The 20,942-nt window shown below is 38.9% G+C and carries 26 protein-coding genes and 1 pseudogene; all 27 read right to left on the reverse strand.

Annotated elements, in window-relative coordinates; all coding sequences use genetic code 11:
* Nucleotides 1-417 precede the first annotated feature (417 nt).
* On the reverse strand, nucleotides 418-948 hold the full coding sequence (locus HNQ43_RS08565; RefSeq protein ID WP_183376814.1) for a hypothetical protein: 531 nt from the start codon (nucleotides 946-948) through the stop codon (nucleotides 418-420).
* 471 nt (nucleotides 949-1,419) lie between these two features.
* The gene (locus tag HNQ43_RS08570; protein WP_183376816.1) at nucleotides 1,420-2,082 is read right to left on the reverse strand and encodes an ABC-2 transporter permease; all 663 of its coding nucleotides are present in this window, start codon (nucleotides 2,080-2,082) and stop codon (nucleotides 1,420-1,422) included.
* On the reverse strand, nucleotides 2,079-2,930 hold the full coding sequence (locus HNQ43_RS08575; protein ID WP_183376818.1) for an ABC transporter ATP-binding protein: 852 nt from the start codon (nucleotides 2,928-2,930) through the stop codon (nucleotides 2,079-2,081). The genes HNQ43_RS08570 and HNQ43_RS08575 overlap by 4 nt, the downstream gene beginning before the upstream one ends.
* A gap of 2 nt (nucleotides 2,931-2,932) precedes the next feature.
* Entirely contained in the window at nucleotides 2,933-3,304 is a 372-nt protein-coding gene (locus HNQ43_RS08580; protein ID WP_183376820.1) for a GntR family transcriptional regulator, read from the reverse strand.
* Nucleotides 3,305-3,658: 354 nt separating this feature from the next.
* Nucleotides 3,659-4,195 (reverse strand): flavodoxin family protein, encoded by a 537-nt coding sequence (locus tag HNQ43_RS08585; RefSeq protein WP_183376822.1) that lies wholly within the window; start codon nucleotides 4,193-4,195, stop codon nucleotides 3,659-3,661.
* Nucleotides 4,196-4,211: 16 nt separating this feature from the next.
* Nucleotides 4,212-5,267, reverse strand: coding sequence for a cyclophilin-like fold protein (locus HNQ43_RS09110; RefSeq protein ID WP_221248053.1), 1,056 nt, complete (start codon nucleotides 5,265-5,267; stop codon nucleotides 4,212-4,214).
* A 59-nt stretch (nucleotides 5,268-5,326) separates the two neighbouring features.
* Nucleotides 5,327-6,373 carry an aldo/keto reductase gene (locus HNQ43_RS08600; protein ID WP_183376824.1) on the reverse strand — a complete coding sequence of 349 codons (1,047 nt, stop codon included), beginning with the start codon at nucleotides 6,371-6,373 and terminating at the stop codon, nucleotides 5,327-5,329.
* A complete protein-coding gene (locus HNQ43_RS08605) occupies nucleotides 6,351-7,049 on the reverse strand; it encodes a DUF4405 domain-containing protein (protein WP_183376826.1) in 699 nt (232 codons plus the stop codon). Before HNQ43_RS08605 ends, HNQ43_RS08600 begins: the two co-directional genes overlap by 23 nt.
* An 8-nt stretch (nucleotides 7,050-7,057) precedes the next feature.
* Nucleotides 7,058-7,534 carry a flavodoxin gene (locus tag HNQ43_RS08610; RefSeq protein ID WP_183376828.1) on the reverse strand — a complete coding sequence of 159 codons (477 nt, stop codon included), beginning with the start codon at nucleotides 7,532-7,534 and terminating at the stop codon, nucleotides 7,058-7,060.
* A 13-nt stretch (nucleotides 7,535-7,547) separates the two neighbouring features.
* Nucleotides 7,548-8,285 (reverse strand): carboxymuconolactone decarboxylase family protein, encoded by a 738-nt coding sequence (locus HNQ43_RS08615; protein ID WP_183376830.1) that lies wholly within the window; start codon nucleotides 8,283-8,285, stop codon nucleotides 7,548-7,550.
* Between the two features lie 61 nt (nucleotides 8,286-8,346).
* Nucleotides 8,347-8,961: pseudogene (locus HNQ43_RS09235) on the reverse strand (flavodoxin).
* 13 nt (nucleotides 8,962-8,974) lie between these two features.
* A complete protein-coding gene (locus HNQ43_RS08625; RefSeq protein WP_183376832.1) occupies nucleotides 8,975-9,517 on the reverse strand; it encodes a flavin reductase family protein in 543 nt (180 codons plus the stop codon).
* A 16-nt stretch (nucleotides 9,518-9,533) separates the two neighbouring features.
* Nucleotides 9,534-9,893, reverse strand: coding sequence for a MerR family transcriptional regulator (locus tag HNQ43_RS08630; protein ID WP_183376834.1), 360 nt, complete (start codon nucleotides 9,891-9,893; stop codon nucleotides 9,534-9,536).
* 172 nt (nucleotides 9,894-10,065) lie between these two features.
* Nucleotides 10,066-10,941, reverse strand: a complete 876-nt coding sequence (locus HNQ43_RS08635; protein ID WP_183376836.1) for a LysR substrate-binding domain-containing protein — start codon at nucleotides 10,939-10,941, stop codon at nucleotides 10,066-10,068.
* A 302-nt stretch (nucleotides 10,942-11,243) separates the two neighbouring features.
* Nucleotides 11,244-12,593, reverse strand: coding sequence for an RNA-binding domain-containing protein (locus HNQ43_RS08640; RefSeq protein WP_183376838.1), 1,350 nt, complete (start codon nucleotides 12,591-12,593; stop codon nucleotides 11,244-11,246).
* Nucleotides 12,594-13,004: 411 nt separating this feature from the next.
* Entirely contained in the window at nucleotides 13,005-13,406 is a 402-nt protein-coding gene (rpsI, locus tag HNQ43_RS08645) for a 30S ribosomal protein S9 (RefSeq protein WP_183376840.1), read from the reverse strand.
* Nucleotides 13,407-13,419: 13 nt separating this feature from the next.
* Nucleotides 13,420-13,857: a 50S ribosomal protein L13 gene (rplM, locus tag HNQ43_RS08650; protein ID WP_183376842.1), complete on the reverse strand. Its 438-nt coding sequence runs from the start codon at nucleotides 13,855-13,857 to the stop codon at nucleotides 13,420-13,422.
* 130 nt (nucleotides 13,858-13,987) lie between these two features.
* Nucleotides 13,988-14,719, reverse strand: coding sequence for a tRNA pseudouridine(38-40) synthase TruA (gene truA / locus HNQ43_RS08655; RefSeq protein WP_183376844.1), 732 nt, complete (start codon nucleotides 14,717-14,719; stop codon nucleotides 13,988-13,990).
* Nucleotides 14,716-15,513: an energy-coupling factor transporter transmembrane component T family protein gene (locus HNQ43_RS08660; RefSeq protein WP_183376846.1), complete on the reverse strand. Its 798-nt coding sequence runs from the start codon at nucleotides 15,511-15,513 to the stop codon at nucleotides 14,716-14,718. The genes truA and HNQ43_RS08660 overlap by 4 nt, the downstream gene beginning before the upstream one ends.
* A complete protein-coding gene (locus HNQ43_RS08665) occupies nucleotides 15,506-16,366 on the reverse strand; it encodes an energy-coupling factor transporter ATPase (RefSeq protein ID WP_183376848.1) in 861 nt (286 codons plus the stop codon). Before HNQ43_RS08665 ends, HNQ43_RS08660 begins: the two co-directional genes overlap by 8 nt.
* Nucleotides 16,342-17,169, reverse strand: a complete 828-nt coding sequence (locus HNQ43_RS08670) for an energy-coupling factor transporter ATPase (RefSeq protein WP_183376850.1) — start codon at nucleotides 17,167-17,169, stop codon at nucleotides 16,342-16,344. The genes HNQ43_RS08665 and HNQ43_RS08670 overlap by 25 nt, the downstream gene beginning before the upstream one ends.
* Before the next feature lie 64 nt (nucleotides 17,170-17,233).
* On the reverse strand, nucleotides 17,234-18,616 hold the full coding sequence (locus HNQ43_RS08675) for an MATE family efflux transporter (RefSeq protein ID WP_183376852.1): 1,383 nt from the start codon (nucleotides 18,614-18,616) through the stop codon (nucleotides 17,234-17,236).
* Nucleotides 18,617-18,696: 80 nt separating this feature from the next.
* Complete coding sequence (locus HNQ43_RS08680; RefSeq protein ID WP_183376854.1) at nucleotides 18,697-18,897, reverse strand: hypothetical protein; 201 nt, start codon at nucleotides 18,895-18,897, stop codon at nucleotides 18,697-18,699.
* Complete coding sequence (locus HNQ43_RS08685; protein WP_183376855.1) at nucleotides 18,897-19,475, reverse strand: O-methyltransferase; 579 nt, start codon at nucleotides 19,473-19,475, stop codon at nucleotides 18,897-18,899. The genes HNQ43_RS08680 and HNQ43_RS08685 overlap by 1 nt, the downstream gene beginning before the upstream one ends.
* A gap of 34 nt (nucleotides 19,476-19,509) precedes the next feature.
* Nucleotides 19,510-19,872 (reverse strand): 50S ribosomal protein L17, encoded by a 363-nt coding sequence (gene rplQ / locus HNQ43_RS08690; RefSeq protein WP_183376745.1) that lies wholly within the window; start codon nucleotides 19,870-19,872, stop codon nucleotides 19,510-19,512.
* Between the two features lie 11 nt (nucleotides 19,873-19,883).
* Nucleotides 19,884-20,825, reverse strand: coding sequence for a DNA-directed RNA polymerase subunit alpha (locus HNQ43_RS08695; protein WP_183376857.1), 942 nt, complete (start codon nucleotides 20,823-20,825; stop codon nucleotides 19,884-19,886).
* A 25-nt stretch (nucleotides 20,826-20,850) separates the two neighbouring features.
* Nucleotides 20,851-20,942 (reverse strand): 30S ribosomal protein S11 (rpsK, locus tag HNQ43_RS08700; protein WP_183376858.1); only part of this gene is annotated, 92 nt, incomplete at its 5' end.

Genomic DNA, 20,942 nt, shown 5'->3' on the forward strand with positions numbered 1-20,942 from the left:
ACCAGAAGAGACATACTCTTCACTTTTAAACGCATAGCCATTTAAAATATCACACGCTTCTCCTATGGTGATTGTTTCCATAACCCTACAAATCCTAATTTAACAGTATAATATCCAGTATTACATGAAGCAGTTAGTCTATATGATTAACCGTTTTCCTTATTCAGAAATGTGAAGGGAAACATATCATAGTCAGTGATATCTACCTCCATTTCCCTTGTTTTAAATCAAAACAGAATACAAATAGTATTTCATCTCCTCAACTCGCATTTACTCAAAAGTTCAAAAAATTATTTTTCAGGTCATTTTTGAATTTATTTTCATAAAGCGGCATAAATAAAGGGGAAACGAAACTTTTTTCAAATTTCATCTCCCCAATTTAATAGTACAGTTAACGCTCCAGAAATAACGAGCTTTTTAAAATCCATATCGTTCTTTAATTATTTCCTGCTGTTTCTCCTTTAGTTCCTCGACTCTTTGTTCTCTTGCCTGATTAGAGAAATGCATCGGGATAGCGGCGATTGCCAATATGATCGCACCACCGATAACCATGATGAGCAGCCAACGTAATCCTGATTGAAGCATAGGCTTTTCCATCATGTAGTTCAGCTCATTTACATTGAGTACCTGAGCATATCTCTTCTTTTTACACTTTGGACAATACAGTTTTTTGGCATAATAACTATAATGCGGCCGATTTATCAAAGCTCCCTTTTCAACTTTCGTCCTTGTAACGCTTTTGTATTTTGAAACAAAGCTTTTCGAAAAATCTGACGCACTGACATCATAATGCATACCGCATTTTTCACATTGCACATGCGCAATAAAATCTTTAGAAACCATCACATCTCTGCTATGCCGTATAAAATTGATTGCACAAAAGATTACCCATAGTAACAAAACAACTGCCATCACAATCAATAGAATCACATCGAATCCTACAATCATATTTTATTCCCTTCTATTCTTTTTAATTTCTTCTTCAAAATCAATCATATACTTAACTTATATTTGATGATACTCTTTTTAGAAAAATCTATAAATCTTTTTTTATTTTACCCATAAAATCTTGTTTCACAAAAAAGCCCGAATGAAAGTCTTTTATGGATTTGAGTCTATTTAAGTTTGTTGCTGGAACACCATGCAATATTTTGAGAACTGTATGCTTCTTTATACGAGCCGATAAACTAGGATCATCATAATTAAGTATTTTTATTTCGTTTAATAAAGAACCAATATGCAAATACAATCATAGCAAATACGCATAACATACTATCCATACGGTCATCCTCCTATATAACTCTCTATTGATCGTCCTTTTTCTTTTTTCGTTTCTTATAAGCTTTATTCCTTAAAGGAATGCCGATACACAAGAGAAGCACGACTGCCAAAATGGTAAGATCCATAGTTTTGATCCTTTTAAAATTCCTTCTTTTGCATGATTAATTGGCTGATATTCAAGGATATAACTAAAATAATCAATGAAATGATAAATTCAATGATCACAACTGTACCGAATTCCAGGGATTGCAGCGAATTTAACCATTGAAGAATATCAAAGTTAAAAATCCATTTCATTCCTTCATTGATTCCTATCCCGATCAATGCGATCAAAGCAAATGCAACGATCAATGCAAGCCTTCCATTTTCACTTCCAAACTTCAGATGAAACGGCAGCATTATTGATAAAATGACAAATACCATCGGAAGAATCGCAAGCGCTAATAAGAAAAGATCCGCTAACGGCATTGGAAACTCTGGTTTAATGCTTTTGGCAATGAATGCCAGAAGCATGGCTAAACACCAAGCTAAACAACCTAAAATCAATCCAAGTGAATATTTTTCTTTTACATAAATCCTTCTTGTGACAGGTAAAGTAAATAAGAACGCATTGCAATTATCAAAATCATCATAACTGATCGTACTGATCGCGAACAAAGAAACAACAAAGCTTAAAAATCCTAACGGAAAGATAACATCATCTGAAAAAAACATCATTCCCATTGTGATGAGCAGAATCAATATAAAGAAATTTTTCTGCATCATCATCAATTTTAGATCTTTAATCAACAATCCTTTCATTTTTGCAACCCCCTGATCATCATAGTTATCACTTCATCGATCGTTCCTTTTTCAATCGTAATCTTAGGATAATTCTCGATATAAAACTGTTTTTGATTCGTTAAGCAACTGTATCCGAACGGTTCCTTCTTTACGCGTAAGATATACTGCTTGTCGATTTCATGATATTGATCTTCATCTACTTTCAATAATCCATAGTCGCTCAATAAAACATCTGTATCTTCATGAAAGACGATTTTTCCATTATGAATCATATAAAGATCATCACAAATTGATTCAAGGTCACTGGAAATATGTGAGCTGATCAAAATGGAACGATTCTCATCCTTTTCCATAAATTCTCTCAGCATTTCAAGTAATTCATCTCTTGCCACCACATCCAATCCGGCTGTTGGTTCATCCAATATCAATAATTTCGCATCATGGGAGATAGCCACTAAAACCTTTAATTTGGCCTTCATCCCAGTAGAAAAATCTTTTATTTGCTTATTTAGCGGTAATTGAAATTTTTGAACCTGCTCTAAAAAATATGATTTATCAAATGTGCGATACATGTTATCAAGCACTGGAACAATATCTTTGATTCTTAAATATCCGCTGAATCCAGAATCAGATAAAACGACTCCGATATTTTCTTTTTCTTTAGTGGTTAAATCATGATAGTCTTTTCCAAAAACAGTAATATTCCCTCCATTTGGATATACAAGTCCTAGAATTGATTTAAAAGTTGTGCTTTTACCAGAACCATTTTGTCCAATCAGGCCGGTGATTTGACCTCTATTCACTTCTAACGAACAATCTAGAAAAAAATCTCCGTAATTCTTCTTTAAATCCTTTATCTTTAGCATGCTTACCCCTCCAAAATCAATTCAAACAGTTCTCTTATATCATCATCATGAATTCCATAACGTCTTCCTTTTTGAATCGCCAGATCAAGATCTTTTTCTAATTCTTTTTTTTGTTCTTCTAAAAGGAGTTCTTTATTCGTGGCGGCTATATAAGTTCCTTTTCCGTGAACCGTTATCACAAAGCCTTCACTTTCTAACGAATCATATGCTTTCTTTACAGTTAAAGCGCTGATCTTTAATTCCTTAGAAAGAGCACGGACAGAAGGAAGAATATCATTTTCTTTCAATTTTCCATCTCTTATGCAAACTTTGATCTGATCAACAATTTGTTCATAAATGGGAATCATAGACGATGTATTAATAATAAAATTCATGATTATCGGCCTCTGCTTTCATAAACAGTATATAACAGTTTATAACTGCTATCAAGTGTTATATAGTGTTTATTTACGAAATAAAAGGTATTGATACTTTTTTGATCTATATTGTCTCTAAGATATCATTCTCGCCTATTGTCTTTTAACTTAGAAACTTTGTTCTACAAAATGACAAGAAAGGATAAATTTTTAATCTTTACAGTTTCTAAAAAAAGAAGTATCCAAACTTCTTACAAAGTCTAAATACTTCTTTGATCTTCTCAATACAACGATTTTAATTTTTAGTCCCTTTTATCAATAAAATACTGACAAAGAAAATTGTGGCAGTCTTTCAACTTGCCTGGTTTGCCGTTATTTTAATCGATTTCCTAGAATGTACGCTTGCTTGAGATACTGGGAATGCTGAGTCATGGAAGGTGTGCCGCAACCATAGCCTAACACCCTACCCATATCTTCCAGATTCAGATAGCGCACCAGTGTTTTATAGTGAGCTTCCAGCGCATCAAAGGTCCAGTCATCACTGTTCCAGGCCACTGTTAACAGCGCAGATTTCATATGTTTGCGTTGAATAGAACTGTTAAACGCACAGAAACGATCGATCATGGTCTTCAGCTGAGCACTCATGCCGTAGTAATACAAAGGCGTCACAAACACCATCATATCTGCAGACAAGATCTTCTTGCGAATCATCTCTACATCATCCTTCTGCACGCAGGGCCCCTCATAACCACAGTGGATACATCCGGTGCAAGGATGGATGTTGGCGTGCGCTGTATCCACAACTTCCACACTGTGTCCACCTTCTTTGGCACCCTGCTTAAAGCACTCTGCCAAAAGGTTTGAAGATCCGTTTTTGTTAGGACTTCCTTCCAAAACAACAATGTTCATAAAAAGTCCCTCCTATTCACTCTGCAATTTCAATTGTGATCGTTCCAGACATCTGATTGATGAGTTCCTCTCCTGAAACAATCTGACCTAACTCGAACAACCCTGGATTTTCATTATATTCCCCATAGAAAAAGACCACATCGCCCCAGGGTTCATAGTAAGCCAACGTTCCACTTCCACCTTGTGCTAAAGGGGAATTACTGGTGTCCAGGCCTTCTTCCGGATAAAAAATTTTCTCGTTCGTACTATAATCTTCTACTTCGACACTCAAAGGCAGCATCTCATACAAAGAATCTGCAGCACTGCCATCATTGAGTGCGTAAACAATGGTATTGTCATCAATACGAACAGAGATCTGTCGCTGACTTGCCGTATCATCCCTATCATTTGGTTCTTCTGAAAACGAATACCCCAAATCGTTCACCCAAGATCGGATCTCATCCTCAGAAGAAGCTGCTTCTTCCTCATAACAGTCAAAGATACTATCAGAGATAATGGCTTCCGGGGAAGTTTCCACGATTTGTTCCACACTGTTTGCCAGTCCTCCGGTTCCATGGGAGCAGAATAGATACACGTCTTTACCAGAAAGATCGTTCTGTTCCAAGAAGCTTAAAAGTGCCATGGGGACACCATACCACCAATTCGGATACCCGAGAAATACGGTATCGTATTGATCGATATTTTCTACATTCTCCTGAAGCTCTGGCCGGACATCACTTCCTCTTTCTTCATTGGCACGTTCCAGACACGCATCCCAGTCGCTTAGATATGGATCGGTTACCCGAATAGAAAAAATATCGCCTCCGGTTTCTTCTTGTATCCATGTCGCCAGCTGCTGCACATTTCCAGGAACTACAACGCTTGGCGAAGTAACGACATCCACATCTTCTTCTAAAACCGCATTTTCTGCCCATGTAAAATAGGCTATCAGGATATTTGCTCCACCGCCTTCAACGGTCGTTTCTTTATTGCGTGAAGATTCTTCTATTTCAACACTTTCTTCAGCTGTCCTGCAAGCTACAAGAGTAAAAGACATTGCCAGCGTTAATAACATTGTCAGTATCTTTTTCATAAATCACCTCTTAAATTCTCTATCGCCAATATTTCTCTTATTCATCCTGGGCAAGTTTTTTATCTTCCTTGAATCTTTTGATTTCCTGTCGACCAGACATGCTGCTGTTTGGCAGCGGCAGGTGTATTTTGCGCCATGACTCCCACCAGCTTATGAGGGACATAAGGTTCTTCTAAATAAGCACATTCCTCTGGAGTTAAGATAAGATCTACCGCTTTCACGGCCCCTTCGATATGATGCAGCTTAGTAGCTCCTACTATCGGAGTTGTCACCTTGGTTAGCAACCATGCCAGGGAAATTTCCGTCATAGAAACACCATGCTTTTGGGCCAGTTTCACTACCCGGTCAATAATGATTCCATCCTGTTGAGCCATAGTATCGTATTTGAATTTGGCGTAGCTATCCTCTTCTAAACGCTTAGAAGTCTCTCCTGGATGTTTGGAAAGACGTCCTCCGGCAAGTGAGCTGTAAGGTGTCATGGCGATATTATCCTCAAGACAGAGCTTTGCCATTTCTCGCTCCTCCTCGCGGAAGATCAAGTTGTAATGCCCTTGGACTGAAATAAACTGGGCAAAGTCCTCTTCCTTGGCTAAGGCATTGGCTTTCGCCAATTGGTAGGCAAAGCAGTTGGAAATACCAATATAGCGTGCTTTCCCTGCTTTCACGATGCGATTGAGTCCATCCATAATGTCATAAAGAGGCGTGTTATAATCCCACATATGATAGATATACAGATCTACATAATCGAGTCCTAAGTTGCGTAAGCTGGTGTCGATCATATTCTGGATGTGCTGTTGGCCAGAGATGCCGGCATCGATCTCCTCTTGGGTACGAGGCAAAAACTTAGTAGCGACCACGACATCCTCTCGTTTGGCAAAGTCTTTTAAGGCACGGCCAAGGTACTGCTCGCTGGTACCGCTTTGATAGCCTACGGCAGTATCAAAGAAGTTTACACCCAGTTGTAACCCGCGGCGAATGATCTCGCGTGAGTGTTCTTCATCCAGTGTCCAGCTGTGCTGACCGTTCTTTGGATCACCAAACCCCATACAGCCCATACAGATACGGGAAACGATTAAATCTGAGTTACCTAATTTTGTATATTGCATTATTTTTCTCCTTTTTTTTCAACCATTTCAATAAGTAATGAGAAAGAAATATCCAAAGTCCCATTAAGCTGACGTAATCAAGATAGAATGACCAAAGCGGTTCTCCATAATCCAAGAAAACAAATTCTGATCGCAAGAACATATAAGTAAGAAAATTACGATCTATGAAGACAAATACACCATAATCCGCAATCAGAATACTGAGAATAAACAGACTTGTTCTGACAAATTTTGCAGGATTTGTTTTCCCAACTATTCTTTTTGCCATACCTAAAACCATGTTCCAATGTAGACCCAAATGAATGCTCATCAGAATAAATCCCCAATAAGCTCCGAGTATATGAAGTCTTCTGGCTAATGCCATACCGCCATGCATCGGCAAGAAGGAAAATATATGGCGCGACATGGCGATGCCGCTATACATCTGCAATAGCATCGTGATCAAAAGTAACATATTCACAACGATCTGGAATATTCGCATACAAGTGAATCTACCCTTAAAAAGGTTCGAATACCAATGCCGGTTTAATAAATGGTGTGCTATAAACAAGAGCATCATCAAAGTACCAACCCATTCATGAGCTATATCTCCCCAAAGCGGATAACCCATCAAAAACAAGAGCACCAGCGTCATTAACCCATCAATAATGATTTTTATAACAGCCTTTGGCTTCATCTTTTTCTTCATAATTTCAAAGAATTAATCCAGGAAGATACTTCATCTATGGAAGCAAAAGGACTCATTCTTTTTCCTGACAATACTTTTGCCTGACAGCTTTTTTGTAAGATGGAAGCCGTGTTTCCTATTCCGCTTCCTCCCGATGTCGCAAATGGGATCACTATTTTTCCGCTTAGATCATAACTTTCTAAAAATGTTTGTATGATTCGAGGTGCTTCATACCACCAAATCGGGAAACCTACAAATATCGTGTCATATTGCGCCATATTTACTACAGGCTCAAGAATCGAAGGACGTGCCGTTTTATCATTCATCTCTAGACTGCTGCGGCTGTTTTTATCATTCCAGTTTAGATCCGCGCTGGTATAGGGAGATGCTGGCTTGATCTCGTATAGTGTACCGCCTGTTGCATCGGCAAATGTTTTGGCCAATTTGGCCGTTGATCCACTTGCCGAAAAATAGGCAATCAATGCATTTTTCATGATTAGTTCTCCTTTATTTCAACTTATCGTATTCTTCATCACTGACCATCTCCAGCCATTCATTGGATGTATTTTCGCCAGGGACCTCAATCGCTAAATGAGAGAACCAGCTATCCTTGGCTGCCCCATGCCAGTGTTTTACCCCAGCTGGAATTTCGACAACATCACCAGGGTGAAGTTCTTGCGCTTCTTTGCCCCATTCCTGATACCAGCCTCTTCCTTCCATACAAAGCAAGATCTGGCCGCCTCCCTTTTGAGCTTGATGGATATGCCAGTTGTTGCGACAACCTGGTTCAAAGGTCACATTGGCAACTGGTAATTTCGAAGTGAGCATTTTTAAATAACTTTGGCCTACAAAGTACTGAGCATAGGCATCGTTAGGATCACCTAGACCAAACATTCCTCCTTTAGCATTGTTTGTTGCGTCTTCATCACTCCAGACATCCTTTGCCATACGGAAAGCAGCCCATGCCTTAGGCCAACCGGCATAGAATGCTGCATGCGTCAAAATTTCCGCAATCTCTTCTTTTGTGATTCCATTCTTTTTAGCACTTTCCAGATGATATTTAAAAGATGAATCCACCAACCCTTGTGACATCAGTGACACTACTGTCACAAGTGAGCGATCACGCAAAGAAAGCTTATCTTCTCTGCTCCATACTTCCCCAAAAAGCACATCATCGTTTAATTCCGCAAATTTAGGGGCAAATTCCCCAAGGTCACGTCGACCCGCTGTCTGTTTTACTGCCATATTTATTCCTCCTTATGTATATTCCAAGACAAATTGAATTTTGGTTGAATACCGACGATATTCATCCCTTTTTCAAAACAACATTATTCTGTCCCATGCTGCTAAGCCATTCTGATACAGCATCTGCCGGTTCGCTTGCTTCAGAACTTCCAAGGGAAAGCCCCTCGACTACAACTGCATCGGGCTCCATACTTTCTATGGTGCTAATGGTTCCCGAAAATCCGCTGCTGCCAGAAGTAACAAAAGGTGCGATGGTTTTCTCACTAAAATCATAGTCATCTAGAAAGGTATACACGATCATCGGCATATCGCCCCATCAGTTGGGATATCCCAGATACACCACATCATATTGTTCAAAGTCCTCAACGGTTTCGGCAATTTCCGGTCGGGCATTATTTGCCTGTTCTTCTTGGGCAATATCCAAAAGAGCATCGTAATCATCGGTATATGATTCTTCAGGTATGATCTCAAAGATATCCGCACCAGTTTGATGAGCAATTTCGTTTGCGACCGATTCCGTATTGCCTGACCATGAAAAATATACGATCAAAGCTTCCGAATCCATCGTAGCTTCCGGTTCAGAAGAAGTACTGTTTTCTTCAGAATCATTATTTGCACAAGCAACCAGGCCAAAAAACATCATAAAAGTTAAGGCAAGAGAAAATAATTTTTTCATTTTGAACTCCTTTCTATTTCTCAAGAGTCATACATTTGGCAACGGTTTCTCCAGTTTTTAAATAGGTGTAACCGGGCATTTCGAATAAAATTGGTTTAAACACGTCATAGTTGATTTTCCCGGCTTCATTCAGGATACTTTCTTCCGCATAGGTGTGATCGATGGTCAGAATAAAATTATCAAACCCATCTGTTTCGTAGATATCTTCCACGGAACACTCCATAGAAAGCTTCGCCATATCAATCATGGGTGCGCCATTTTCACCTTTGCTAAATGTAAATACCTCGGATTTATCTGTTTGGTTTCCACTGACGCAGCCAACATACTCCGCCTTTTTAAGCAATGCCTCATCCACAATATGGACAGACAGAGCTTTTGTCTCTTTAATTCCCTGATTGGTATAATGCGCTTTGGCCAAGCTCACCATGATATGATCATGTCCCATGATTCCTACATGGCCTGCCAAAACCCAATTTGGTTTCCCGTTTACCATCGTTCCAACCACCACAAGCGGTGTCGGATAAAGTGCTAATACAGAACCTAGATCTTTTTTCATTTTGAATCCTCCTTTCTTATCGTGCTGAATCAGAAGTTTTATTGATGTCGAAAATAATGTAATCAAGCTGATCCAGTGATTTTTGTTTTAAGTGAATACTTTCTAAAAGTTTTTGCCGCTGAGCCCGCAAATAGCGAAGCTTCTCCTCTTTTGTGATTGAGCTTTGCATGAGCCCATGCATAAAACTGCGCAAAGTTTCTGCTTCAGCTCCGGCATTGGTTAATACATCAATGATCCCGATATAATCCATAAGATCATCGGTATATTCAATATGACCGTTTGCTCCTTTGTGACAATCAAATAATCCTTGATCTTCATAAAGACGCAGTTTATCAAATGAAATACCAAAGTGTTCGCTCGCCTCTTCAATGGTCATGCGCATCCCTCCTTAATAAAAAAGTGAGTGTCCAGAAGATCATTCAGATCCTTGGTACACTCACATTCTAGATTTTCTTTTGAAATAAGTGAAATACTTAGTTTCTCTGCTTTCTATGCCTTTTAAGCATTTCAATTGTATATTTATTCATCAATTGATATGACGATTGTCTCTAATCCTTATAGGTGTCTTTTGCCAGTTCAATAAATTTTTGAACCGCTGTGCTTGAAGGCTGGTATTTTTTCCATACTAATACAGAGGTATTGCTGACTTCTGGGGAAAGCGGTCGAAAGACGAGATTCGGAAAATGTTTTAATGCACCCTCAATCACAAAAGCATAGCCAATACGGCGCTCAACCAAAAGTGCAGCATTATCAATTAAATCATATGTGCAAACCACATTTAAATGGTCTGTATCCCCGCCAAACCACGCCTTAGCTTCCCGTTCCACAATGCGCCAGCTTACGATCAAAGGCAATGTTCTAAGATCGGCAGACGTGATATTACTTTTCTGAGCCAAGGGATCTTCTTCAGGCATAAGAATTCCCCAAACATCCTTTTTGGGCAAACGGATAAAATCATATTTTTCCACTTCGACCGGTTCCATCAAGATCCCGATATCTAAAAGACCTTTATCGAGTTGATCTTTGATGACGGCTGCCGTCCCTGTATGCAGTTCAAAACGCACTTGCGGGTACTTTTTTACGTAAGTCTCTATAAGATCTGGCAAATTTTTAGAGACTACCGCTGACACACCGCTTCCGATTGAGATCAATCCTGAAAGCTCTTCGCCAGAATTCTTGAATTCCAATTCCGTTTTCTCTGCCAGAGATACCAGTTCTTCGGCCCGACGGCGTAACAGCATACCTGCTTCCGTTAATACAATTTTCCGATTCGTACGCTCAAACAGTTTTGTATTTAGTTCGTCCTCTAATTCTGCCATTTGACGGCTGAGGGTCGGTTGCGTGATATGTAAGATCTCGGCGGCACGGGTGATATTTTCTTCTCTTGCAACAGTCAAGTAATAGCGTAAAACTCTTAGTTCCACGAACATCTCCACCTTTCATAATAATACTAAAGTAACAGTGTAGTCTTTGCAATAATCCAGAAAAAGACCATCATAAATTCTATTCTTTGTATTTTACGTGTCGTATACGTTCGCTTACCCTTTAAAAGCTCAATAAACACAAAAATTTTTCAAAATGAAAAGATCACCCTTATGAAGTGATCTTGGTTTCTCTTGAAGATAAATTGATTAATCTTTTGTTAACTGCGTAGGCCTTTAAATAAAGGCTATTTAAAGACTTTTGCGTGCTACTGGCGTGCTTAAATGATTTATAGTGAACTATTCTAACTTTTTATCATTCTGTAACGAGTGCTTCTTGCCTTACCATATTGTTTCAACAAGCCAGATCTTACCAATCTTTGAAGGATTCTCGATGCTGTTGATGTACTCACCTTCAATAATTCAATCACATCATTTCTTGTTATAAATTCGTGGGATCTGGCATAATCTAGAATCAATGCTTCTTCATCTAAAACATTTTCGCCAACTGTAGCTGAACCTATGATTGCATCTACATTTGTTTCTTTGTCATTTCTCGTTTCATTTTTTGTGTTTATGTTAGGCAGAATAATCTTAAAGGCATTTTTTGTTGTTTCGATTTTTGGCTTTTCTTCTTCACCTTCATATGCCTTCATTATCTTTCCCATTCCAGTACCATAAGCTTCAATCAGATGCAAGCGATAAAACACATTTGCCAAATCTTGATTACGACATACCGAAAGGCCAAGCATAATATCTTCAAGTTCTATTCCTGGCATGAGCCCGCCGATGGACACAAATTCGATTCGATCTGTATAAATGCTGATCAAAGAACTTGAACTGAAGGAATAATCACGGTGGACAAGTGTATTTAAAAGCGCTTCCCTAATAGCGACTTCAGGATAATCCCGCACATCGATCCTCAATAGTTTTTGTATGGTTGCGCGCGTCTGATTGTGTATGTCAACATAATCATACACTTCATTCATTTGACGTAGAAGTGATCCACCAAATTCTCGTCTATCCTTAAATACCATTTGATCTGTCCCTTGAAAAATGGCAACCTTAATTGTATGAACGCATTGATCCGATAAAAGTAAACCTAAATTAGTATAAAGCCCATCTTGATCAGTTAATTTCAAGGTTTGAATTTGTTTTGGACCAAACTCTAAATTCCGAATATCAAATTCTTTTTTTGCAGCTTCAAAAGTAAGATCTTGATTTAAAGAGCGTATCGCTTCAAAACGATCACCATCAGTTTCTTTGATCATGTATCGTATAGCGGTATCAGTAGCAGGTACGGAAGAGTAACCTTGTCTAACAAATACGCCTTCTGGACGCATTCCTTTTTTTGCAAGATAATAAGGACGGTCTGTCCCTCTTTGAACATCTATGGCAATTATTTCTTTTCCCTTTTCTTCGATGGTTTCGTAATGAACAAACATCGTAATATCGGGTTTGATTGTGTCTCTGATCATATTGCTTATTTGTAAGGAAATACTATCTGCATCCTCCACGCCAATGATGGTTCCATCATCTTGAACACCAACATACAGTTTTCCACCATTACAGTTCGCAAAAGCAATAATTTCTTTTTTGATATCGTCTGTAACAATTTCTTTTAGTTCAACTGTCTCACTTTCACGAAAAAGCATAATAGCTACCTCCTTCGTATTGATTTTACACATATATTGTATCGAATCGTATCAATCGAGTCAATCGTATCATTTTGATTCAATTACATGATTCTATTGATACGATTTCAACTATATAACTCTATAATATAATGACGACATTTGTATCAGCATCAATGACCAGTAAAGCCACTACAAATAAAGAGAATAATATATGAACTAAAATATATGAACTAATACGATCATTCTCATCACATACATAACCAACTGTTTTTGTCATATTTGCTACTTATAATCAATATGTCAAGAGATCTTTTTTGTATCTAATATGTTATAAAAATAAATGCTCAAAGTTGTAAAATCAAGAAAACAGCAACACGAAAAAAGACCACCCATAAAGAGTGATCTTGGTTTCTCTTGACGATAAATTGATTAACGTTTTGAGAACTGTGGAGCACGACGTGCTGCCTTTAAACCATACTTTTTACGTTCTTTAGCACGTGGGTCACGTGTAACGAATCCGGCTGCTTTTAATACTGGACGATAGTCATCACTTGCTTCCATCAAAGCACGTGTTACACCATGACGCATAGCGCCAGCCTGTCCTGTGTATCCACCACCATGTACATTGATAACAACATCAAACTGATCTAAAGTATTAGTCAGTTCCAATGGTGATTTAACAACCATACGCAATGTTTCTAATGGAAGATATTCTTCCAAACTTTTTCCGTTGACTTCGATATTTCCTGTTCCTGGGCGTAAGAATACACGAGCAATAGATTTTTTACGACGTCCTACACCATGATACTGAACGATGTTTGTTTTTGCCATCTTCTATTCCTCCTTATCCTTTCACCTTTAATTCAACAGGTTTCTGAGCTGCATGTGGATGTTCTCCTCCTGCATAAACAAACAAGTGTCCACGCATTACATCACCTAATTTAGTGTGTGGCAACATTCCCTTGATAGCTCTTTCTACCCATTCTACCGGATATTTTTCCTTCATTTCTTTGGCGGTACGAACACGCAGACCTCCAAAATATCCAGAATGGTTGTAATACTTCTCTGTGTTCAATTTGTTTCCTGTCATGTCGACTTTGTCGGCATTGATCACAATTACATAATCACCACAGTCAACATTTGGTGTATATGTAGGTTTGTGCTTACCTCTTAATACATGAGCACAAGTTGTAGCCAAGCGACCTAAGGTTTGTCCTTCGCCATCAACAACATACCATGTACGTGTTACGTCGGCTGGTTTAGCCATTGTAGTTTGACGCATTCTCTTTTCCTCCTTGTTTTGAGCGTTACCGGGGCTCAAACGGCCGAAGATTAGCCAAGTAATATCTTAAGAAAAAAAGAAGTAAAAGTCAATGTAAAAAAAGGGCTTTTAGCGAAAAAAAGCCCTTCTATCAATAACAAACTTCCATCAAATAAAGTCCCTGAGGACTGGCATTGTATCGACAAGCCTCTTTGTCTTTCAGATCCAGCATTTTCTGGACATCCAGAGGAGCAATCGTTTGTTTGCCTACCTCGATCAATGTGCCTGTCATCATTCGAACTTGATAACGTAAAAAGCCATTGCCTTCAAATGAAAAGTAATAATCTTGGCCTCGCTTTTCAATCGAAATCATTTTAATCGTTTTAATGCGCGACTTTCTAGGATCAATACGACTGCTGGAAAAAGTAGTAAAATCGTGAGTACCGATCAAAAATTGGCACGCATCCAACATTTGTTCGACATTCAAATCCTGATATAAGATCCCTTTGGTCCGACAGGCAAATGGATCCTTTTGATTTCGTGTAGCAATATATAAATATCTCTTGGATCGACATGAAAACCGGGCATGAAAATCATCTTCTGCCTTTTCTGCCTTTTGAATTCTAATATCCAAAGGCAACAATGAATTTAATGCTCTCACATAAGAAATTGGTTGAATCTTTCCGTCGCTTTCAAAGTGAAAAACTTGTCCCAATGCATGCACTTTAGCATCCGTTCTGCCGCTTGCCACGATCGATGTTGGTTTTTTATGAATCTTTTCCAGCGCAGATTCTATGATTTCCTGAATTCCTAAAGCATTTTCCTGTTTTTGCCAGCCAGCATAGGCCCAGCCGTCATAGGCTACCGTACACTTGACAATCATAGGATCCAAATTCCTACACACACGCCCAAGATCATTACACTCAGTGCCATTCCAAAGATATCGAGAGTATTCATTTTTAAAACTTTGTAACGCGTTCTTGTACGATTAGGGTCATATCCCCGTGCTTCCATAGCATTGGCAAGCTGTTCAGCACGATCAAAACTAGAAACAAACAATGGCACGATCAAGGATAAGATGGAAAAGATTTTCTCTTTTAATCCCCCATTTTCAAAATCAACTCCTCGACTCGCCTGTGCATTCATAATTCGCTGAGTTTCCTCGATCAGTGTAGGAATAAACCGTAATGCAATGCTGATCATCATCGCTATAATATGTGCAGGAAGCCCAATCTTTTCAAAAGGCTTCAATAACTTCTCAATGCCTAAAGTTAAATCTAAAGGTTTCGTAGTTGCGGTCAAGATCGTTGTTAAAACAATCATGAACATCAGACGTACCACAATATACAATGTTTGATAAATGGCATCCGAATAAACACTCAACCAGCCCCATTGAATCCATGGAGTTCCTGTTTTTATGACCAGCACATTGATTACCAACAAAAAAATCATCATCCAAATCATTGGTTTCATGGCTCGCAACGCATAAGATAACTGGAGTTTGGAAAGCAATAAAGCAACGATGATAAAAGCTGCAATGACTATGTAGCCAATAGCTCCTGCCGGAATGAACACCGCAATCATCAAAAACAAAAGAACCATGATCTTAGCTCGGGGATCTAAATGGTGAACGACAGAATCTAAAGGCATATAGCGTCCCAATGCAATATTATTCATAATCGTTCACCTGCCTTTTGATACATTCCACTAAAGACGGCATATCTAAGATAGAATCCGGAATTTGAAATCCTTTATTTTGTAACATCATCTTTAAGCGGATAATGGCCGGCGGATTGATTCCCACTTCGATCATCCATTCTGGATGTTCAAAAAAAGTGTGGACATCACTTTCTTGTAAAACTTTTCCGTCATTTAAAACAATCACATGATCACAATAACGCATCACATGCTCCATATCATGAGATACTAAAAGAATTGTCTTGCCCTGCTTCTTGTTAAGATCCATAAATAAAGTCATCATCTCTTTGGCTCCTTGCGGATCCAATCCGGCAGTTGGTTCATCCAACACCAAGACTTGCGGATCTAATACCAAGATGCCTGCAATAGCTACCCGCCTTTTTTGTCCCCCTGACAATTCAAAAGGAGAGCGTTGAAGATAGCTTTCATCTAAGCCAACCATAGGCAAGATCTTGCGCGCCAATTCATTAGCCTTTTCTTCTTCGATTCCAAAATTTTTAGGTCCAAACGCAATATCTTTTTCTATTGTCTCTTCAAATAATTGATATTCTGGGAACTGAAAAACCAATCCGACTTCTTTTCTAAGTTGTTTGATATCTTTGATTTTTAATAATGGTTGAATATGAAATCCGCAGATATCCAATGTGCCTGCACTAGGAATCAAAAGTCCATTCAAATGTTGAACCAAAGTCGATTTCCCCGACCCCGTCTGTCCAATGATGGCCGTCACTTTCCCCTCAGGGATCGATAAATCGATTCCTTTCAAAGCTTGATGAGCAAAAGGAGTCCCCGCATTATATGTATGTTCTAGATGGTTGATCTCAATTGACATAACTGATTCACCACCTCTTCCAACGTACAGACTTCTTGATCCGTAATTTTTTCCTTCACCAGTTCTTTCGAAACTTTTAGTGCAAAAGGAATATCTAACATCATGGATGCCAGTTCTTTTTCATGAGCAAAAATCTCCATCGGAGAACCTGTCAGAACAACCTTGCCATCTTTAAGAACGATCACATATTCACTTTGAGCAACTTCTTCCATATCATGCGTAATAGAAAGAATCGTTCGATCTTTTTCACTATGAAGCTTTTGAATCTGCTCATTGATGCTGGCTTTGCCTTGCGGATCCAGCATGCTCGTCGATTCATCAAAAATTATGATTTCCGGCTCAATGGCTAAAATTCCGGCAATCGCCACTCTTTGTTTTTGTCCGCCAGACAGTTTTGTCGGCTCGCTATTTAAAAAGTCCAGCATGCCTACACGCTCTGCCACATCTTCAATGATCTCTTGCATCTGTTCCTGAGGCACACAGTGATTCTCCAATCCAAACGCAATATCATCTGCCACCGTTGAACCAATAAACTGATTGTCCGGATTTTGAAAAACAATTCCTACATGATCCCGAAGTTCATAGACACTGTCTTCATTAAGGGATTGTCCTAAGATTTCAATAGACCCTTGTTTGGGACTCATCAGCCCTATCAATAATTTTGCGATCGTACTTTTCCCTGATCCATTATGGCCGATGATCGTCGTATAACATCCCTTAGGAATGGAAAAAGAAACATTCGATAAAACATCTTTCTTTCCATCATAAGAAAAAGACAATCCTGAGACCTTGATAGCATCCATGGACACCCCTCCTTAACTCGTACATTATATCGGAATCCGATTCAGTTTAAAAGAAAAAAGAGAGCTAAGAAAGTACATTCTTTCGCATCTCTCTAAGAATCTTCTTAAATTCAAAATAAAACAACAGGCTGGTGGTAAACACCGCAATGAGGTCAGCAATCGGTTCTGCCAAGAACACCGCAAAGACTTTATCTTCAAAGAAGTTTGGCAAGATATAAATACACGGAATCAAGCAAATGATTTTTCGGAAAACTGCCAAAAAAGAACTGATCTTTGAATTCCCCAACGCAATAAAGGATTGTTGACAAGAAATTTGAATTCCCATCAAGAAAACTCCAGATAAATAGATTCGCATTGCCCAGCAACTGATCTCTGTCAATTGTGGATCACTGGTAAAAATCATAACAAACACAGAAGGGACACACATGGCCAAAGCCCATAACAACGTAGAATAACTCATACAGGCAATTGTCTGTAATTTAAACGCTTTCTTGACTCTCGATGCCTGACCTGCTCCATAATTATAACTGATGATTGGCTGGCCCCCTTGCGTCAATCCCTGTAGAGGAAGCATGGCAAACTGCATAACACTGGATAAGATCGTCATGGCCCCTACTGCAATATCGCCGCCATAAAGTAGTAATGAAGAGTTAAAACAAAGAACCAAGATACTTTCTGTACCTTGCATCAGAAACGGAGAAATACCTAACGCAATGCAAGGAAATAAGATAGCGGGGCGTAAACGAAGATTTTGTTTTCGGATTCGCAGTAGACTATTGGAACTACATAGAAAATAAACGGCCCACACAGCACTTAAAGCTTGTGAAAGAATAGTTGCCAAAGCCGCTCCTTTGACTCCCATATCAAATAAGAAAATAAAAATTGGATCCAAGATAATATTGGTAACAGCCCCAATACAAACTGTGAGCATGCTGATCAAAGAAAAACCTTGACAAGAAATAAAGGCGTTCATTCCAAGAGTCACCTGCACAAAGATCGTACCAATGGCATAGATCCTGATATAATCTTGCGCATAGCCTATCGTATTCTCACTGGCACCAAATAAATACAATAATGGTTCATTAAACAGCAACATTCCAATTGTCAAAAGAATCGAAATTAAAACTAAGGAAACAAAACAAGTTCCTAATATTTTCTCCGCCATGGAATTATCTTTTTTCCCCATGAAAATACTGGCACGCGGAGCACCGCCCATCCCAAAAAGATAGGCAAACGCACTGACAATCATGATCAGCGGGAAACAAACCCCGACGCCAGTCAATGCCTGACTTCCAACTTCTGGTATATGACCGATATACATACGGTCAACCATATTATAAAGCGCATTGACAACTTGAGAAGTAATCGAAGGTACCGCTAGGACCCATAGCAGACGGGATATTGGCTCTTTACCTAAATCTACGCTTTTTGAAAGAGATAATTTCAAATCAATCCCCCCTATAATAGAAACAAAAGAAAGTTTACGCCTGAAATAGAAAAATGGCAAGACATTATGCCCGCCATTGATCAAGCTAAGAACCCTGAATCATTTTGTTGATCAGGAGAAGTTTTTAAAGGAACATCCATCACAACTGTATCTTCTTCCGGAAGTAAGAATTCATCTAATTCTTCCCTCTTTTTCTTATCCAAATGCAGTTTGATAAGAATTGCACTTAAACAAGCTGCAAAGGCGGATAACGCCACAATGATCTTGATCCACTTTTTCATTATTTCCTCCTTGCCAAAGCCATTCCATCCCCCTGGTCTGTAAACTCAACAATGAAATCATCCAATTGTTCTAAAAAATCATGATATTCTTTCAATTTACGAACTAACTGTCTCGTATTACGATTTTTAGTTCGTTCAGGATGCTCCACCAAACCATGGAATTTCATATTATCTGAAATGATTATACCATGACGGGATAACAGTGGCGAAAATTTATGAAAAAACCGTGTATATTGCGCTTTTGCCGCATCAATAAAAATACAGTCAAAAGTTTCATTCAACTCCACATCAAATGCATCTTTTTCAATCAGGGTGATTTGACTTTCCAAATGCATCTGTTGGATATTTTCCCGGGCAACGCCAGCCCGTTCAGGATCTCTTTCTATAGTGACGACACGCATGGAAGGATCTAACTGGGCTACGCGAATCGCAGTAAATCCAACGGCAGTCCCTATTTCTAAAAACGAATGACAGTCATACGCAAGAATCTTATCTCTCAAATATTCAAATCCTTCATCTTTAAGAATTGGAACATTTTGAAGTTGAGCATATTCTTTGATATCACAAATTGATTTCATAAGTTTCTCCCTATAAAAAAGGAAGTAGATTGCTCTACTTCACAAATTGTACGATTGCCATAGGAGCAGCATCCCCTTTGCGGATCCTTGTCTTGATCACGCGAGTATACCCTCCGTTTCGGTCTGCATAAGCCGGCCCTATCTCATTGAACAGCTTCTGCAGTGCAGTCGTTCCTTCTTCATCCACTTCCACGTTTCGTACAAAGCTTGCGGCCTGACGACGGGCATGCAGATCATTGCGCTTTGCCAATGTCACTAACTGGTCCATAACGGCACTAAGTTCTTTGGCTTTCTTTTCTGTTGTCTCGATCTGTCCGCTCTCGATCAGTGAAGTCGCCATGTTTCTCAACAAAGCTTTTCTATGATCTGCGGTACGTCCTAATTTACGATTCCACATACGACTTCCTCCTACTCATTACTTGACTTGAAACTCAATCCAAGTGAATATATCTTATCTTTTACTTCTTTTAAGCTCTTTTTCCCCAAGTTACGAACATGAATCATTTCATCTTCTGTCTTCTGGCAAAGTTCTTCTACAGTTGTGATTCCTGCGCGTTTCAAGCAGTTATAAGACCGGACAGAAAGTTCAAGATCCTCAATCATCTTATGCTGGATAGAAGAAGAATCCTCTTCTACTTTTGTTTCTACGGTCTCTACATGTTCCAGCTGACTTTCATCGATATCTTTTAAAATTTCAAAATGATCGCGTAAAATCTTAGAACTGATTGAAAGACTTTCCGAAGGCGAAAGACGCCCATCGGTTAAAATCTCCATAGTTAAACTTTCGGTTCCATCTGTATTCTCATCAACACTGTAGCTCACTTTTTTCACTGGAGAATAAAGAGAATCTGTATAAATAATACCTAGAGGCTGTCCTTCATTTTGATACAAATGTTTATTTACATCGGCCGTTTTATAACCACGTCCTAAGCGAGCTTGCATGTCCATATTGAAATCTGCACCTTCCGCTAAGGTACAAATTACCAAATCAGGGTTCAACACTTCGACACCGGTTGGGCATTCAATATCGGCGGCCGTTACGGTACATGGTCCTACTTTATTGATGCGCAATGTATAGACATCGTTGTCATGAATGTCAATTTTTAAGATCAACTGTTTTATATTTAAAATAATCATTGCGGCATCTTCTTTAACACCTTCAATACCCGTAAATTCATGATAGATTCCATCAATGCGAATACTGAAAACAGAGCCCCCTGGTAAAGAAGACAACAATACACGACGTAGTGCATTGCCCATCGTTACTCCAAAGCGATTCTGTAATGGTGTAAAAACAAACTTTCCGTAAGTTGAAGATTCTTCGATCGTTTGAATGGTATAGTTTGCCATCGGGACACCTCCTATTTTCTAATTTCTATCCACGAGGTCGTTTTGGCGGACGACATCCGTTATGTGGGATCGGCGTCACGTCATTGATCATCGTGATGCTCAGTCCGGCTACCTGTA

The organism is Faecalicoccus acidiformans, assembly GCF_014202635.1.
Taxonomy (GTDB): Bacteria; Bacillota_I; Bacilli_A; order Erysipelotrichales; family Erysipelotrichaceae; genus Faecalicoccus; species Faecalicoccus acidiformans.

What these genes read in the sequence shown, in the direction of transcription:
- HNQ43_RS08670 (WP_183376850.1), bottom strand. Translation starts at nt 17,169, where the DNA reads ATGGATGCTATCAAGGTCTCAGGATTGTCTTTTTCTTATGATGGAAAG.
- HNQ43_RS08610 (WP_183376828.1), bottom strand. Translation starts at nt 7,534, where the DNA reads ATGAAAAATGCATTGATTGCCTATTTTTCGGCAAGTGGATCAACGGCC.
- HNQ43_RS08585 (WP_183376822.1), bottom strand. Translation starts at nt 4,195, where the DNA reads ATGAACATTGTTGTTTTGGAAGGAAGTCCTAACAAAAACGGATCTTCA.
- HNQ43_RS08640 (WP_183376838.1), bottom strand. Translation starts at nt 12,593, where the DNA reads ATGCTTTTTCGTGAAAGTGAGACAGTTGAACTAAAAGAAATTGTTACA.
- HNQ43_RS08665 (WP_183376848.1), bottom strand. Translation starts at nt 16,366, where the DNA reads ATGTCAATTGAGATCAACCATCTAGAACATACATATAATGCGGGGACT.
- HNQ43_RS08685 (WP_183376855.1), bottom strand. Translation starts at nt 19,475, where the DNA reads ATGAAATCAATTTGTGATATCAAAGAATATGCTCAACTTCAAAATGTT.
- HNQ43_RS08565 (WP_183376814.1), bottom strand. Translation starts at nt 948, where the DNA reads ATGATTGTAGGATTCGATGTGATTCTATTGATTGTGATGGCAGTTGTT.
- HNQ43_RS09110 (WP_221248053.1), bottom strand. Translation starts at nt 5,267, where the DNA reads ATGAAAAAGATACTGACAATGTTATTAACGCTGGCAATGTCTTTTACT.
- truA (WP_183376844.1), bottom strand. Translation starts at nt 14,719, where the DNA reads ATGATTGTCAAGTGTACGGTAGCCTATGACGGCTGGGCCTATGCTGGC.
- rplQ (WP_183376745.1), bottom strand. Translation starts at nt 19,872, where the DNA reads ATGTGGAATCGTAAATTAGGACGTACCGCAGATCATAGAAAAGCTTTG.
- HNQ43_RS08625 (WP_183376832.1), bottom strand. Translation starts at nt 9,517, where the DNA reads ATGAAAAAAGATCTAGGTTCTGTATTAGCACTTTATCCGACACCGCTT.
- HNQ43_RS08580 (WP_183376820.1), bottom strand. Translation starts at nt 3,304, where the DNA reads ATGAATTTTATTATTAATACATCGTCTATGATTCCCATTTATGAACAA.
- HNQ43_RS08680 (WP_183376854.1), bottom strand. Translation starts at nt 18,897, where the DNA reads ATGAAAAAGTGGATCAAGATCATTGTGGCGTTATCCGCCTTTGCAGCT.
- HNQ43_RS08630 (WP_183376834.1), bottom strand. Translation starts at nt 9,893, where the DNA reads ATGACCATTGAAGAGGCGAGCGAACACTTTGGTATTTCATTTGATAAA.
- HNQ43_RS08605 (WP_183376826.1), bottom strand. Translation starts at nt 7,049, where the DNA reads ATGAAGCCAAAGGCTGTTATAAAAATCATTATTGATGGGTTAATGACG.
- HNQ43_RS08600 (WP_183376824.1), bottom strand. Translation starts at nt 6,373, where the DNA reads ATGCAATATACAAAATTAGGTAACTCAGATTTAATCGTTTCCCGTATC.
- HNQ43_RS08615 (WP_183376830.1), bottom strand. Translation starts at nt 8,285, where the DNA reads ATGGCAGTAAAACAGACAGCGGGTCGACGTGACCTTGGGGAATTTGCC.
- HNQ43_RS08575 (WP_183376818.1), bottom strand. Translation starts at nt 2,930, where the DNA reads ATGCTAAAGATAAAGGATTTAAAGAAGAATTACGGAGATTTTTTTCTA.
- rpsI (WP_183376840.1), bottom strand. Translation starts at nt 13,406, where the DNA reads ATGGCAAAAACAAACATCGTTCAGTATCATGGTGTAGGACGTCGTAAA.
- HNQ43_RS08695 (WP_183376857.1), bottom strand. Translation starts at nt 20,825, where the DNA reads ATGGCAAACTATACCATTCAAACGATCGAAGAATCTTCAACTTACGGA.
- rplM (WP_183376842.1), bottom strand. Translation starts at nt 13,857, where the DNA reads ATGCGTCAAACTACAATGGCTAAACCAGCCGACGTAACACGTACATGG.
- HNQ43_RS08570 (WP_183376816.1), bottom strand. Translation starts at nt 2,082, where the DNA reads ATGAAAGGATTGTTGATTAAAGATCTAAAATTGATGATGATGCAGAAA.
- HNQ43_RS08660 (WP_183376846.1), bottom strand. Translation starts at nt 15,513, where the DNA reads ATGAATAATATTGCATTGGGACGCTATATGCCTTTAGATTCTGTCGTT.